Annotated in this window: 14 protein-coding genes; 9 read left to right on the forward strand and 5 right to left on the reverse strand. The window is 48.7% G+C overall.

The genetic code is table 11. From position 1 onward, the window contains the following. Positions 1–190: 190 nt before the first annotated feature. The 3 genes from F456_RS0108020 to F456_RS0108030 all read left to right on the forward strand — a co-directional run bounded on the left by F456_RS0108020 (position 191) and on the right by F456_RS0108030 (position 3,621). A complete protein-coding gene (locus F456_RS0108020; RefSeq protein ID WP_018976495.1) occupies positions 191–910 on the forward strand; it encodes a YceI family protein in 720 nt (239 codons plus the stop codon). Between the two features lie 333 nt (positions 911–1,243). Further along, a complete protein-coding gene (gene uvsE / locus F456_RS0108025; protein ID WP_018976496.1) occupies positions 1,244–2,245 on the forward strand; it encodes a UV DNA damage repair endonuclease UvsE in 1,002 nt (333 codons plus the stop codon). Positions 2,246–2,475: 230 nt separating this feature from the next. Next, complete coding sequence (locus tag F456_RS0108030) at positions 2,476–3,621, forward strand: Gfo/Idh/MocA family protein (protein WP_040925071.1); 1,146 nt, start codon at positions 2,476–2,478, stop codon at positions 3,619–3,621. Positions 3,622–3,714: 93 nt separating this feature from the next. Here F456_RS0108030 and F456_RS0108035 read toward each other — a convergent pair whose 3' ends face one another. Then, positions 3,715–4,161 carry a PH domain-containing protein gene (locus F456_RS0108035; RefSeq protein ID WP_018976498.1) on the reverse strand — a complete coding sequence of 149 codons (447 nt, stop codon included), beginning with the start codon at positions 4,159–4,161 and terminating at the stop codon, positions 3,715–3,717. 212 nt (positions 4,162–4,373) lie between these two features. Between F456_RS0108035 and F456_RS0108040 the strand changes: the two genes are divergently transcribed. Together F456_RS0108040 and F456_RS0108045 are read left to right on the forward strand one after the other, a co-directional pair. Continuing rightward, complete coding sequence (locus F456_RS0108040; protein ID WP_018976499.1) at positions 4,374–5,789, forward strand: amino acid permease; 1,416 nt, start codon at positions 4,374–4,376, stop codon at positions 5,787–5,789. Between the two features lie 200 nt (positions 5,790–5,989). After that, positions 5,990–6,595, forward strand: coding sequence for a hypothetical protein (locus F456_RS0108045; protein ID WP_018976500.1), 606 nt, complete (start codon positions 5,990–5,992; stop codon positions 6,593–6,595). Positions 6,596–6,754: 159 nt separating this feature from the next. On the opposite strand, the gene F456_RS0108050 is transcribed toward F456_RS0108045, so the two are convergent. From F456_RS0108050 to F456_RS0108065, 4 genes are all read right to left on the reverse strand, one after another. Next, positions 6,755–8,503 carry a carboxypeptidase-like regulatory domain-containing protein gene (locus F456_RS0108050; RefSeq protein ID WP_018976501.1) on the reverse strand — a complete coding sequence of 583 codons (1,749 nt, stop codon included), beginning with the start codon at positions 8,501–8,503 and terminating at the stop codon, positions 6,755–6,757. Continuing rightward, on the reverse strand, positions 8,493–8,843 hold the full coding sequence (locus tag F456_RS0108055; RefSeq protein WP_018976502.1) for a hypothetical protein: 351 nt from the start codon (positions 8,841–8,843) through the stop codon (positions 8,493–8,495). The genes F456_RS0108050 and F456_RS0108055 overlap by 11 nt, the downstream gene beginning before the upstream one ends. After that, a complete protein-coding gene (locus tag F456_RS0108060) occupies positions 8,840–9,436 on the reverse strand; it encodes a sigma-70 family RNA polymerase sigma factor (protein WP_018976503.1) in 597 nt (198 codons plus the stop codon). The genes F456_RS0108055 and F456_RS0108060 overlap by 4 nt, the downstream gene beginning before the upstream one ends. Positions 9,437–9,528: 92 nt before the next feature. Then, on the reverse strand, positions 9,529–10,431 hold the full coding sequence (locus F456_RS0108065; RefSeq protein ID WP_018976504.1) for an ArsR/SmtB family transcription factor: 903 nt from the start codon (positions 10,429–10,431) through the stop codon (positions 9,529–9,531). 274 nt (positions 10,432–10,705) lie between these two features. Between F456_RS0108065 and F456_RS0108070 the strand changes: the two genes are divergently transcribed. The 4 genes from F456_RS0108070 to F456_RS0108090 all read left to right on the forward strand — a co-directional run bounded on the left by F456_RS0108070 (position 10,706) and on the right by F456_RS0108090 (position 15,039). Next, the gene (locus F456_RS0108070; RefSeq protein ID WP_018976505.1) at positions 10,706–11,962 is read left to right on the forward strand and encodes an extracellular solute-binding protein; all 1,257 of its coding nucleotides are present in this window, start codon (positions 10,706–10,708) and stop codon (positions 11,960–11,962) included. 147 nt (positions 11,963–12,109) lie between these two features. Beyond that, on the forward strand, positions 12,110–12,988 hold the full coding sequence (locus F456_RS0108080) for a carbohydrate ABC transporter permease (protein WP_018976507.1): 879 nt from the start codon (positions 12,110–12,112) through the stop codon (positions 12,986–12,988). A 17-nt stretch (positions 12,989–13,005) separates the two neighbouring features. Further along, complete coding sequence (locus tag F456_RS0108085; protein WP_018976508.1) at positions 13,006–13,902, forward strand: carbohydrate ABC transporter permease; 897 nt, start codon at positions 13,006–13,008, stop codon at positions 13,900–13,902. A gap of 156 nt (positions 13,903–14,058) precedes the next feature. Next, positions 14,059–15,039 carry a glycoside hydrolase family 43 protein gene (locus tag F456_RS0108090; RefSeq protein ID WP_018976509.1) on the forward strand — a complete coding sequence of 327 codons (981 nt, stop codon included), beginning with the start codon at positions 14,059–14,061 and terminating at the stop codon, positions 15,037–15,039. The last annotated feature ends 120 nt before the right edge of the window (positions 15,040–15,159 follow it).

Here is a 15,159-nt window from a genome sequence, read left to right on the forward strand (position 1 = left end):
CTCTTGCGTAATTGCGCAGCTTTGTTTTATTGCTGTGGCTTCTATTCTACAAACAAAAAAGATGAGAACAAGCTTTTTTGAAGATTTTATACCATTTCAGACAATATATTTTTAAAAGCCCCCTTTGACATATGCCCGACACATTGAACAATTATGATACTAAAAAATAGATATGCAGGAGGAGAAGATCATGAACAAAAAAGCGAGGAATTGGATTATTGCAGCGTCAGCAGTTGTTATTATCGGCGGGGCAGGAGCTTATACATGGATGAACAATTATCTGGGCAACAAGGTGGAAATTGAAAGTGTACTTCCAACTCAGGCAGCGAGCACAAGTCCTGCATTGGGATCGACAGCGGAAGCCGCTGGTGCCGAAACGGTGATCGCAGCGGACGAACTGAACGGAGCTTGGGAAATTACAGAAGATTCCAAAGTATACTTTTCCGTAACGACTTCGCAGGAACCAGTCAACTTTGTTAACGATCAGGTCAGCGGAACATGGGAAGTAAACGTTAACGATGCGACACAGATGAGCGGCAGCGGAGCTATCGAAATTGATGCGATCGATTCGGGCAACGCACAGCGCGACGAACATATCAAGAGCGACGATTATTTCCAGATGGGCCAATATCCACAGGCGACGTTTACTGCACAATCGTTTGAGGGAGTGCCGGAAGAATGGACGGAAGGCGAATTGTACGACTTTGTGATGGAGGGTACTCTGACGGTTCGGGGAATCGAAAAGCCTGTAAAGTTTGACGCAAAAACATCTTACCAGGATGGCAAGCTTCTCCTGTCCGGTACAACGACGGTCACCTTCGAAGACTTTGGATTGGAAAATCCGCATTCGGTCGTACTGAGTACAGAGAACAACATTAACGTACAGCTGGAACTTGCCCTCGAAAAGTAAAACGAAGTAGGTCAAGCCACCAAGAAGACAAAGCAAGCAAAGCCAGTAAAATGAAGTGAGTCAGTATAAATCAGGAAAAATAAGGTAAGCAGATGTCGGTTGAACACGCACGACAACTGAGCAGAACCCATAAACCTTGCTGTGGAACAGTTGAATTCCCGGCAGGGTTTTTTGGTATGCAAAAAATGAAGATGTAATACAATAAAAGCAAGGAAGAAGACGAGAAGAGGAAACGGAAATAAAAAGAGCGAACGGATGGGTGATTATGGAAGGGCGCTTTGCGGTATGTTGTTATTATGGTTTTGAATCGAATTACTGGAAAGGAAGCTGCTTATGATCGTTCGTTTCGGATATGTCGCCATGTCGCTTGAAATTAAAGATTCCTCGCCTTCCAAAACAATGACGATGGCCCGCTTTGCCAAACTGCCCGACCGTGAGGCAGGACTTAGAGAGCTGGAACGCATCGCCACCGTTAATCTGCACAATACGCTGCGTCTGCTGCGTCATAATGTGGCGGAAGGAATCGAAGTGTATCGCTTTTCCTCCAAGTTAATCCCGCTGGCTACTCATGCCGATTTGCTTGATTGGGATCCTTTTGCTGCATTAGCGGAACCTTTTGCTGAGATTGGAGCTTATGTGCGCAAGCATAATCTGCGGGTGTCTTTTCACCCCGATCACTTTACTGTACTGAGCACGCCAAGGCCGGAGGTGCTGATCGGATCAATCCGCGACTTGCGGTATCACGTGCGGATGCTTGAAGCGATGGGGCTGGATGCCCGTGCAAAAAATAATATCCACATCGGCGGCGCTTACGGAGATAAGCCTGTCGCTGCCGATCGTTTCGTCGAACATTTTGAACAATTGGATTCCGATATTCAGACCCGAATTACGCTGGAAAATGACGACAAGACTTTTACGACCGGAGAAACGCTCGCTGTAGCGCAGCGTACCGGCCTGCCGATGGTGCTCGATATTCACCATCACTGGGTGAACAGCGCGGGCGAACCAGCGTCCGATTGGTGGCCTGAAGTGGCGCGTACCTGGGAATCGCCGCTGGCCCGAACAGATCTGGCAGAAGGAGAGATGCTGCCGCCGAAGATTCATGCGTCAAGCCCGAAAAGCGAGACCGATCGTCGCAGCCATGCCGATGGTGTAGAAGCGAGACCACTGCTCGACTTTCTGCGGGAAGCGGCCAAGACGTCCCCGCATATTGACGTGATGCTGGAAGCCAAGCATAAAGACAAAGCGCTTTTCCAGCTGATGCGTGATCTTCATGCTTATCAGGGAGAGGGAGTGAAGATTCTAGGCGGGGCAAGTATTGAAGTGCAGCCGTAGAAAAGAATCGAAAAACGCAAAAGTTTGCGCGGCTGCGCGGCATGCGTATACGTTTTACAACTGAAGAGCTTTGTTCCGCTGTATGTTTACAACATACACCAGTAGGCGGAACAAGGCTTTTTTTTGCAGCAAACAGTTATTTAAGCTAGAATATTTATGAAAGCGATATCAAAAACAAGGGATGGCCGGAAAGGCGGAGAATTTTCTTGAGTGATTTCGTAAATGTAGGCATGATCGGCTACAAGTTTATGGGTAAGGCGCACAGCAATGCATATCGGGCGCTGCCAATGTTTCTGCCGGATGTGCCGAAACCGCGGATGAAAGTCATCTGCGGTCGGGATGAGCAGGCAGTAACGAAGGCGGGCGAGCAGTTCGGATGGGAAAGCGTAGAGACTGATTGGCGCAGTCTTATCGCAAGAGACGATATCGATCTGGTCGATATTAATGCACCGAGCGACGCACATAAGGAAATTGCGTTGGCTGCAGCGGCGGCCGGCAAACATATTTTCTGCGAAAAACCTTTGGCGCTGAACCTTGCCGATTCGCGGAAGATGCTGGAGGCGGCCGAGAGAGCGGGAGTTAAGCATATGGTCGGCTTCAATTACCGCTTCGCGCCGGCCGTACGTTTAGCAAAAAAGTTGATTGAGGAAGGAAGACTGGGCAGGATTTATCATTTCCGCGGATTGTTCTTACAGGACTGGATTATGGACCCGGACTTTCCGCTCGTCTGGCGCTTACGCAAGGAAGTGGCGGGCTCCGGCTCGCTCGGTGACCTGGGTGCACATACGATCGATATGGCCCGCTATCTGGTCGGCGAGTTCGAGGAAGTGGTAGGCATGACGGAGACGTTTATTAAGCAGAGACCCATGCCGACCGAGATGACAGGACTTACCGCGAAAGGGAGCAAGGAGGGCCCGCACGGGGATGTAACGGTCGATGATGCGGCGATGTTTATGGCCCGCTTCGATAACGGTGCGCTCGGCACTTTCGAAGCCACGCGGTTCGCAAACGGTCATCGCAGCACCAATTCCTTTGAGATCAACGGCAGCCGAGGCAGCGTACGCTTCGATTTCGAACGGATGAACGAGCTTGAAGTTTACTTTTCGGATGATCCGGAGGACGTACAAGGCTTTCGCCGGGTATTGGCCACTGATGCTGCGCATGATTACATGTACGCTTGGTGGCCGGCCGGACATACGATTGGGTACGAGCATACGGTTACGCATGAGATGCACGAATTAATGAAGGCGATCGCTGAGGATCGGCAGCCGGTACCGAATTTTGTCGACGGTGTAAAATGTCAGGCAGTACTTGAAGCAGTAGAACGTTCTGCGGCGGAAAAGCGCTGGGTGAAGCTGCAGGAGTTTGAAGACTAAAGTGGAATGGTTAGCTGACCAAACAATCCGAAAGTTGAATCAAAGCTGAATCATTGACAAAAAACCTTCTCCGTCAAGGAGAAGGTTTTTTTGTTAATTGGATGGGGTTGGCGCTTCTTTTTTGACATTGGGAACGTCGATTTCAATCTTGCGATTGATGGCTTTCAATTCCTTCAAGAATTGTTCTTCCTGCAGGGGAGAAATCAGAATGCTGCCGCCTGAATAAATGATCTCCAGACGTTCGCGTGCATGAGCCGGTCCCGAATTGAAGCTGCGTTTACGGCGAACCTTCTCAATGCGGTCGATTGGAATATTCCAATTCAGCGGGCCTGAGCGCACATGCAGATGGGCTTTGTCAATCTCGTAATTGGTCATATACCAGGTTGAGACAACGAACATCAGAATGAGCAGCCAGATGGGAATGAACAGCAGAGAGCCGCCGGAAGAGAGCCCCATCCAGACAAGAATCAGGAGAATAATAATAATTGACCAGTTCAGAACAAAGAAGAAAGCGTCTTTTTCACTTTTGTATCGATTCATGAATGCCTCCGAATAAGTTGTCTCTACCATTCTACAGGAGCGAGGTGGGTTTGCACAATTCCGATAAGCATTTTCCGCCGGTGTTCATTTATTTGTCATTGGAATAATCCGTATGCTCTTTCGCTTTACCAGAGGAAAGAGTATAATAGAAGGCTGGGGTGCTTTTTTACGACTCCTTGGTAGAGAGATAGAGTATGTAGGGAAAAGGGGCAATGAAGTTGGGTAAGGGAAAAACATTAGGGTTCTGGATGCTGACGGCTCTGGTCGTTGGTAATATGGTCGGTTCAGGCATCTTTATGCTGCCGCGCTCGCTTGCGGAAGCGGCAAGTCCAGCAGGCACGGTGCTGGCATGGGGAATAACCGGCTTTGGGGTACTGATGCTGGCGCTCGTCTTCGGCAACTTGGCGCTGCGCAAGCCGCACTTGAACGGTGGACCGCAAATTTATGCAAAAGAATTGTTCCCAAACAGTCCGGCGTTGTCGCTGCTGTCGGGCTTTATGTCAAGCTGGGGGTATTGGATCGGCAATATTGCGGGTTTTGTAGCGGTTATTACGACGTTCGCCAGCTATTTGTCTACGTTCTTCCCTGTAATGAACAGCGTAAGTGTGCTGTTCAGCCTGGGAAGTTTCGAGCTGACGATCGGGCATGCTTTGAACTTTGTTGTTTGTTCACTGCTGCTGTGGGGGACGCATTTTTTGGCGCTGCGCGGGATTGAGGGAGCAGGACGGCTGAATTTGATCGCAACAGTAACCAAAGTGATCGGCTTCGCCTTGTTTATCGGGATTGCGCTGTTCGCTTTTCAATCGTCAACAATGGGAGAATTTGCTGCAGCGCATCTGGATGAATCCGGCCGCTCCATGTCGCTGCTGTCGCAGGTAAACGGCGCAGCAGTAGTTACACTGTGGGCGTTTATAGGTGTGGAGTCGGCGACAGTATTCGCAGCACGAGCCGGACGTAAACGGGATGTCAGCCGGGCTACAATTGCTGGTCTGCTGATTGCGATTGTATTGTACGTGGGTATCAGCATCTTGACCATGGGGTTGCTGCCAAAAGAACAGCTGATGCAGTCGCAAAATCCGCTTGTCGACGCCATGACGGCGGTGCTCGGTCCCTACGGTGGATACCTGCTGGCGGCACTTGGCCTGATCAGTCTGATCGGTTCTACGATCGGATGGGTGCTGCTCAGCGCGGAAGTACCGTTCGAAGCGGCCAAGCAGCGCGTGTTTCTTCAACCGTTCCGCCGGGAGAATGATAAGGGCATGCCGAAGCTGTCTCTGTGGATCTCGAACGCACTCGGCCAACTGCTGATCTTCTCGACGATCTCCGGATCGATTTCGCAGGCATTCGACTTCATTATTGTCGTGGCGACGCTGGCGTATCTTGTCCCGTACTTGATCGCTTCGGTCTATCAGTTAAGATTGACGCTGACCGGAGAAGGCTATACGGCGATGCGTGAACGCCGAATGGACGGTGTCATCGCCGTATTGGCAACAGTTTACTCGGTATGGGTCGTTTACGCTGGAATGGGGGATTTGAAAACGTTCCTGTTCGGTGTGCTCCTGCTGGCGAGCGGAATCGTGTTCTATCCGTTATTGCGTAAGCAGCTGCGGGAAGCCGATGCGGCGTGAAAAGGTGGTCGGTAGTCTTATTGAACGCAGAGAAAAAGGGCGGACACCGAGTCCGGCCTTTTTTCTTTAATAGAAGTATAAGTTCTCGATCAAGAAATTAAAAGAGAAGGAATCACACTCCTGCAGCGTTTATTGAATGATCGACATGATACACAATAAACGGATCGTTTAGCGGCCGGAAGCGAAAGGAAGTGTAGAACATGATGGAAGCAGAATCGAATGAACGTGAAGACGGGCCTTACAACGAAAAGTTAAAGCCGATCGACAAACAAATTTGTGAACTGCTGAAGCAGCGTAAGGACATCTCGCAAGGAGAGCCGGGACAGCCCCAAAAAGCGTTGATTGCCGAATGGTCGGGAAAGTACGGATTTTACGAAGATTACCTACAATCAATATTCGGAACTCTTGCCAACGAAGCGGTTTACAAACCGTTAGTCGTGCCAACCGGGTTCCGCCGCCAGGTCCCGGTACTTCGATCGGCCGAGCAGAATAACATTTTCTATTCCATCGTAACGGTCCGCCAGTACGATAATGCTAGTGTTATTATGCTGAATGCCGATTGGGAAGAGGAGGAGAACCTTCGCCACAGCGAACGAACGCATTGGGAATGTGTGCTCGAGGTGACAGGCGATCAGGAATATGACTGTCGGATGCGCAACGGATCGGGAACGAACGGGCAAATGTCCCAAACTTTCGTAATTAGCCCACCTCTTCCCGAAGATCTGTTGGATATCGTCTTTCGTGTACGTGTGTATGAGGAATATGGGCGGAAAAAGCCGCTTGGTCCCGAGATCATTTTGGAATAATCATTAAGGCAGCATGGGAACTGCTTGATCGCCGTGTACAGAAATAAAAGTCTCCAGAGTAAAAAAGCGAAAAGCCGCTCGTACATAAATGTACGGCGGCTTTTTTTAGTGCTGTCCTGCCGAGAGTAGGGCGACGCTGCCGATAAGCTTTTTTTACAATTAGGGAGAATCGCTGTTAGGCAGCCGCTTCCGCAGCTCTGCTTCTTCAGACTGCGCCTCAATGTCTCCTCCAATTTCGAACTTGGCATTCAATAGACGAATTGCCATGTACAAGGATTCTGTATCCTGAGGATCTATGTCAATATTACGCCGGTAAAGCTGCAGCGCCTGTTCCAACTTGCCATCCAGCAGCAGCCGATCGGCTTCGGTCAGCGAGCGCTGCCGGACGTGGAAAAAGGGCATATTCCCGACGTTGTCTTCGCTCAACCGGTATCCGCCGCTTTGACTGATGATTCGTCCTTCCGCATCGTAAGCACTGACGTTCCATGAGAAACGGGCGTCCGGATTCATATAGGCAAGCAGGCGGTTGGGATCTGTATCTTCCCAGCTTCCGTCATCGGGCATCGTCAGGCCGCCCGATGTTCCATACAGCTCATTGAGTGTAAGAGACAAGCGATTTTCGGGAATGCGATTGCGGATTGCAGTCCCGACATAAGCGTTGCCGTCTTGATCAGGGATACTGCCGATCACGTCATAGTAGGCAGCACCTTCTATAGGCGACCAGCTGAAATCGATCGTATCGCCTGTAATTTCTTGATCGTTAACCGGCGATTGAAGTTCGATCAGCGGTTGGATGACGATTGGATACTCGACATGCTGTCCGTCTCCGATCTCGACCATCCAATCTTTCGCCTGTACCGGCCAGCTCCAGCCGTCCAATTGATCAAAATCCAATCCCAGTTCAAGTACGTAGGAACCTGGAACAACATTCCGAATATCGAATCGACCGTTCTGATCTGTTACGGTTCGATAAGGTTCACCTTCACGAACCGGCCCAGGATCTTTTTCACTCCGAAGAAAAAGACCCGCACGTACAACGGGTGTACCGTCACCGTAAGTCAGCGTGCCGGAAAAAGAAGCAGGCGATGTTGTTCCTCGGCTAAGTGCCCGTTCCAACAAGTTCCGATAAAGCATCAGTTCGCTTTCAGGCTTTGAATGGTTGGAATCGGCGGAAGAGGGAGAGGGAGAGGGAGATACGAACCGGGGAATCGGAGTGCCGGAGTGAAGATTGCTGCCTGCTCTTGTTGCAGCTTGTTCAGGCCGACCTTGAGCAAAAAGAATTTGACTGGAAATCCGGTCGGTACGTGTGTTCAGATCTGCTCCCCGGCTGCCGGTCTGTTTGCGGAGCTGTTCAAAGAGCCCTTCGGCCTTGTCAGCGTCGTTTTGATTTAAAGCATACTCTGCCCGGTCAAGCAGCAGTTCCAGCCGTCCTTGTGAGCCTGGCTGCATCCGATCAAAAGTTTGCTTCAGTGCCTTTTCTCCATCTTCGCTTCGGCCCAGAGCGCCATATTCATAAGCCAACTGCCTGGCAGCTCGAATCAGCAGCGCTTCATCTTCTCCTTCACGAATATATCGTTCCAGCAGAGGGAGCCGATCTTCGGGAGTGAGAAACCCCGTTTCTTCCGTGTCTTCGCTTGCGACCATAAGTCTATTTCCTCCGGGTTGATAGTCGAATCGATAAAGATCGTAACGGGAAGGCCGAATCGCTTCTTGCACAATCAGCTCAAGCTTGCGCTTACTGCTTGCCTGCTCGATCTCTTCAAGTGTTTTAAGGCGAAGAGCCTCCGGGGTTCTCGAAGCTTGATAGCGTTCGATTGCGGTCGGCGTCCAGATCGCGGCTGCAGCCAATACAATCAGGGGCAGCAGTACATAAAGGACTAGATGCTTAACTTTAATTCTAATTTTCAAGACGCTTCACCTCTTTTCGGTAAATGTCTTCCCAATACACATTTCCTCCGGCTTCGATCAATTCGCGTTTGTCTGAAGGAAAGGGCGTATTGTGCAGAGTATGAACGGCATAAGGAGAGGCGAGTAGGAGAAGGAGGGCGGCAGTCCCGATGATTAGACTTCCCGGCTTTACCGTAAATTCCAATTCCCGATTCCAGAGCGCATGAAGACCGGCACGCCGGGATGAGGGATGTGTACGCTGTAGGACTTTGGTATGCGAAGTGAAAGTGGTATCCGCCAATTCTTCCTCCAGTCGACTTTTCAGCGCCGCACGATCTTTTTCATTGTCCAAACCGTTCATAGTCGCTCCTCCTCCTCGATTGTTTTCTTCAATAATGTCCGACCGCGGGACAGCCTGGATTTGATCGTATTTTCGTTCGTTTCCAGAAGCTCAGCGATCTCCCGTACATTCAATTCGTCAAAATAGTATAAGACGATACTTTCACGGTAGCGATAATCAAGGCTTCTTACGGCTGCTGCCAAATGTTCTTTTTTCCACTGGGTGATAAAATCTTCATCTGCTCCAGTCGAGAAAGAATCTGCATCCAGCGGAAGTTCCCCGGCTCCTCCTCCGGGAAATATATGCCTCCAGCTCCAAGTCCGCTGCCGCATCCGGCACCCATTAACTGCGATACGAATCAGCCAGGGACGCAGTTTGGAGGGATCGTCAAGCTGATCGATTTTATTGTAGGCTTGAACGAAAGCATCCTGTACGACTTCTTCGGCAGTCTGCCGGTCTCGAACCAGCAGACATGCCGTACGCAGAAGGAGATCGCCGTATTGCTCCATCAGCTCCCGAAGAGCATTTTCTTCTTTGGCTTTGATCCTCTCGATGAGCTCCAGATGATGACCCCCTTTACGGATAGGATGCGTGTAAAGCGGAAGTCGTTGCATAAATAATAAATTTTCCACAAAAAAAGCCCCGCATTCGCATCGATTCATGCGAGCGGGGCTTTGGAACATCGGGCGGAGGACGATAGGGAAGATTACAGATAATACATTTTGAACAAAATATCCTGCTGATGATTTCCGAATTTTTTTCCGAAAATAGTTGCGCCGCCTACGTTCTTCGCATCTTCTTTTACTTCAATGCGCAGTGTCCAACGATCGCAGGCTGTGTCGAGATCGGCAATGGAAACATCAGACATCGGATCGCCATCGACATATGTGCCATGGCCCGTGATCCGGATTGTCTTAAGCAGGCCGTACTGATTGAGATTATTCGGCCACCAATCAGGTGTGAGTTTGCCGCGTGTGTCGGCGAAGTCGCCGGGACTTGTCCAAGTGCCAAGTTCGATGCCGTTCAATGTAAAGGTAATATCCGAAGGCCAGACGTCGTTAGAGAACGGAAATTCGGAAGAGAGCTCCATGCTGATCTCAAACTGCTGCAGTTTCTCCTCGGGCGTAAGGAAGTTTGCTACATTATATTGTACAAATCCTTGGGTAAACCACAAGATTTCTGCATCCATCCGCTTTGGGTCCATAAAATACTTCGGTTCGTCCACGGGACCGATGAAATCTTTGTCCGAGGCCAGGCCGCATGTCGGCTTGAGATCAAAATCGGTATAGTGACCGACCGGTACTGAAGTTTCATAAGAATCGAAAGAATGGAAGATCTTTTTCGGGAAATTGATTTCGATATGATCGACCTTCAAAATTGAGAGTTTCTGAAGACCTGATTTGCCCGGAACTTTTTCTGTTTTAATGATTCCAGCATCTTCCAGCTTTTTGATGTGCTTGATCACGATTGGGCTGCTTATCTTCAATTCTTCGGCAAGCTCTTTGATATTCATCTTGTTTTTGGACAGTAATTGTATGATCTTGATTCGAACTTCACTGGCTAAGGCTTCATAGACGACAAGGGAGGACTGATCGATTTCCAACTGCATCTTATCCCACTTCTTTCGCTTGGTTTCATTAAATCCGCCGCAAGGGCTTTAGTGAAATTAATAATACCATAAAGGTTATTAACCTGTATATAAATTAACGAATATAGTATTTTCAAAGCAAAAAAGCGATTACATATCATTATTAAGTAAACAAAAAGGTTAATCTAATGCTTAAATTAAGTTTTGAGTTTATAAAAAAGTTATTGACACCGTTTTCAGCTTAACGATATACTAAACTCAAGTTAAGGGCTTACAATGACAGGAGGAGAAAAGATTGAAAAGAAAATTGGGGGCATTGGCAACAAGTGTAGCACTGGCGGCAACGGTATTAGCGGGGTGCGGAAGCAGCAACGCTAACGATCCAAATACCATTACATTTTGGACACCACTGACAGGTGAAGATGGCGCATACATGGACAACCTCGTCAAACAATACAATGATACTGACCCAGCAGTTAAAGTTAAACACGTTGTAACAGCTGATATGTACACGAAAGTATCGACGGTATTGAGTTCCGGCAAAGGTATACCGGATCTGACAATCATTCACGCCGATCGCGTACCAGGTTATGTGAAGCAAAATCGACTTGAATCAATGGACGCAGTCATGCAAGCGCAACCAGAACTGAAAGAAGACAACTTCCTTCCACAAGCCTGGGGAGCCGGTAATATTGACGGAACACAGTATGCAATTCCGCTCGATATCCATAGTAACGTTATGTATTACAATAAAGAACTGGTTTCCAAGTACGGTGCAGACAGTTTCCTCGAAGATGATAACGTAACCATCGATGAAATGTTGAGTCTGGAAGGTAAACTTGATGAAGGTCATTACGTTGTAAACGACGCACTGATCGGATGGGTTATTTTGGGTCAAATCCAGAACCTTGGCGGCGACATTCAAAAAGACGGCCAGCCGGATCTTAATACCGACGTAATGAAACAAGCAATTCTAGATGTGAAAAAACTCAACGACGCAGGCTTGATGACTCCGTTCGGTGAAGACGGTTACCTGATGTTCCAAGGTGGTAACGTTCTCTTCTCGACAGACGGTACATGGAGCTCCACGGCACACGCCACTGTTGAAAACTTGGACTTCGGCGTAACCAACGTTTACTCGGCAAGTCCTGATAAATTTACAAACCGTGCTTCGTCCCACATGTTGGCAATGTTCAATAACGAACAGCGTACAGATGAAAAGGAACAAGGCATTGCCGCATTCCTCGAGTTCCTTCGCAGTAACTCGGTTGAGTGGGCCAAAGCAGGTCAGATTCCTGCAAGTAAGGACGTTGTAGAAAGCCCAGAATATCAGCAGTACATGCAGTCCTTCTTCACTTCGACTGAGAAGGAAACAGAGTCTCTCTACATCTACGATTATGAGTACTATTCCTACGTTGCTGAAGCAGTCGACAAATACGCGATCGATTTGATTCGTGGAAACATTGATATCGATGAAGGTCTGCAAGCTATGCAGCAGGAAGTTGCAGATAAGATTGGACAAGCAAGCGGCGGAGCTGCTGCCGGCGAATAATTGGCTGACTAAGCAATTTACAGTTAAGGGAACAGGCGATATGCCCGAAGCGGGCATATTGCTTTTTCCGGGCCGGTTCGCCGATTCATTGGTATGAACAGTCTGGAACCCCATGCGGGACAGCCTTGAGAGGAGAATTAATAGCCTATGAAAAAGAAGTTGAATCTGGCTCCTGCCTTATTCGTGGGACCGCACTTGATCTTGTTCCTGGTCTTTATACTTATTCCGACTATTTACGGTATTTATGCTTCATTCACACAATGGAATTTGGCCGGCTCACCTAACTGGGTAGGATTTGCCAACTACAAGACCATTTTGTTCGATAGCGATTCGACGTTCCATATGCAGTTCTTCAACGGACTTAAAAACACATTGCTCTTTGTACTCTTTACCGTACCGCCACTTATCGTTCTTCCATTGATGATTGCGGTTGCACTGTCGCACAAAAAACTTAAAGGTAAAACGTTTATCCAATCCGTGCTTTATCTTCCGGGCCTAATTTCGATCTCTGCTGCGGCGCTGATTTTCACGCTCATTTTCAACAAACAGCTCGGCGTTACCAGCAATGTATTCGGTTCTGCACTTGCTTGGACGACTCACCAGCCTTACGCCTGGATTACAATCATTGTGCTAACGATCTGGGGCGGTATTGGCGGCAACATGATTATTTATCGCGCTTCGATCAGCGGGGTGGCTGAAGAGCTTTATGAATCGGCCGAGCTGGATGGCGCAGGTCCGATTCGTAGATTCTTTAGTATCACGCTGCCTTCGATCAACTTCCCGTTAATCTATACGTTCGTCATGACGACGGCCGGCGCATTCAACGTTTTCGGCCAGCCGCTGATGATGACTGACGGCGGTCCTCAGCAGAGCACTTCGGTTCTCATGATGTATATTCGTCAGCTTGCCTTCGGCAGCGGTGAATCTATCGCGGGGATGGCTTCTGCAATGGCGGTACTGCTTGGACTCGTGATCTTGGTGATCTCGGCACTGCAGTATTATGTCATGAACCGTAATTCTAACTGATTAAGGAGGAGTGCACGATGTCAAACCAGGTAATGGATTTGGACAAAACCGCAATGGCCACCGGCCGTAAGCGTTCGAAAATTAGCATCTCGCAGATCATCGCCTATGTATTCCTTGGACTGCTCTGTCTCATTTGGATCGTCCCGGTAGTATTCGGCATTACAACTTCGTTCCGCTCACAGACTGAGGTTGTGAGCACCGGATTCCGACTGCTGCCGGTCACATGGATCACGGACAACTATACCGCAATTCTGCAAAATACGTCGACAGCTCCGATTATGCGCTGGCTGATGAACTCCATTATTATTGCGACATCGCATACGTTGCTCGTTGTAGTCGTGATTTCCCTGACGGGTTACGGTTATGCGCGCATGAATTTCCGCGGACGCAACGCATTGTTCTTCGCACTGCTGGGCATTTCATTCTTCCCGGCGGTCGTCAACCTAATTCCTTCTTACAAAATCATTGATGCACTCGGATGGGTGAATACGTCTTGGGCTATGATTATTCCTGGCCTCGCAGGTATGGGTAACATCTTCCTGGTACGTCAGTTCATGCTTGCCATTCCGAAAGACTTGGATGAATCGGCAAAAGTTGACGGAGCGAGCCATTTCCGTATCTATTTCTCGATCATGCTGCCGTTGATTAAGCCGGTCCTGATTGTCTGTGCATTGTTCTCTTTCACAGGATCGTGGAACGACTTCCTCTGGCCGGTTATCGTCTATACGGACGTTGATAAGATGCCGGTTACGGCGGGTCTGCTCCTGCTGCAGGATATCTACGGAAACTACCGTATGATCGGACAACTGATGGGTTCGGCTATTCTGGCGATTATCCCAACGCTCACCCTGTTCCTGTTTGCACAAAAATATTTCGTTCAGTCGATCAACCTGAACTCGGGAATCAAAGGGTAACAGAAGCATCTTCTGTTGTCCGTAAGTTTAAACTTCATCACAATTTTTAATTTAAACTCAAAACATAAAACTTGAGGTTTGCGGCTGATTGATCGGTTCGGTACTGCCATACCGCTGATTAATCAGTCGGTCGTCAAGTCGATAGGAGCCCAAACCATGACTAATTTGAACCTTCCTAACCCACTGATTGAACAGAGAGCCGATCCTTGCATCTACAAACACAGCGACGGATTCTATTACTTCACCGGATCGGTACCGGAATATGATCGAATCGAACTTAGACGTGCATCCACCATTGAAGGATTGCGTACTGCGGAAACGAAAGACATCTGGCACAAACATGAAAGTGGAAAAATGAGTGCAAACATTTGGGCGCCGGAAATTCATTATATCGACGGTAAATGGTACATTTATTTTGCCGCAGCACACACCTCCGAGACCAAAGAAGGTTTGTTTGATCACCGGATGTTTGTCCTCGAAAACGATTCCGTTAACCCGCTGGAAGGCGAATGGATCGAAAAAGGGCAGATCAAAACGAAATGGGAGTCGTTTGCGCTGGATGCGACTTCATTTGAACACCGGGGCACACGCTATTATGTCTGGGCACAAAAAGATCCTGAAATTGACGGCAACTCCAATCTCTATATTTCCGAAATGGAAAATGCATGGACACTGCGTGGCGAGCAGGTCTGCATTTCTACGCCGGAATACGATTGGGAGAAGATCGGTTTCCTCGTGAACGAAGGCGCGGCAGTTCTTAAGAAAAATGGCCGAATCTTCATGACGTTCTCCGGCAGCGCAACAGACTTCAATTACTGCATGGGACTGCTTACTGCAGACGAAGACAGCGATCTGCTTGATCCGAAATCGTGGGTGAAAACGCCAGTACCGGTATTTGTTACTTCCGAAGAGAATGGACAATACGGTCCGGGGCACAACAGCTTCACGGTTTCGGAAGACGGCACACAGGATCTGCTCGTCTATCACGCAAGAAGTTACAAAGAAATCGTCGGTGATCCGCTGTATGATCCAAACCGTCATGCTCGTGTACAGGTAGTCGAGTGGAACGAAGACGGTACACCGAAATTCGGTACTCCGAGACCGGATACAACGGCAGAGGAACTGGCTCACTCGTAAAATAGGAAGAGTACTTGACCTTCTTCTTATCATTCAAAAAATATTTATAGCTCTTGTTCGTTCAAGGAACTTTGGTTCCAAAACGGGCAGGGGCTTTTTTGTATCTAAAGCGATTCGTAG

Origin of the sequence: Saccharibacillus kuerlensis DSM 22868, assembly GCF_000378145.1 — a bacterium.
Taxonomy (GTDB): domain Bacteria; phylum Bacillota; class Bacilli; order Paenibacillales; family Paenibacillaceae; genus Saccharibacillus; species Saccharibacillus kuerlensis.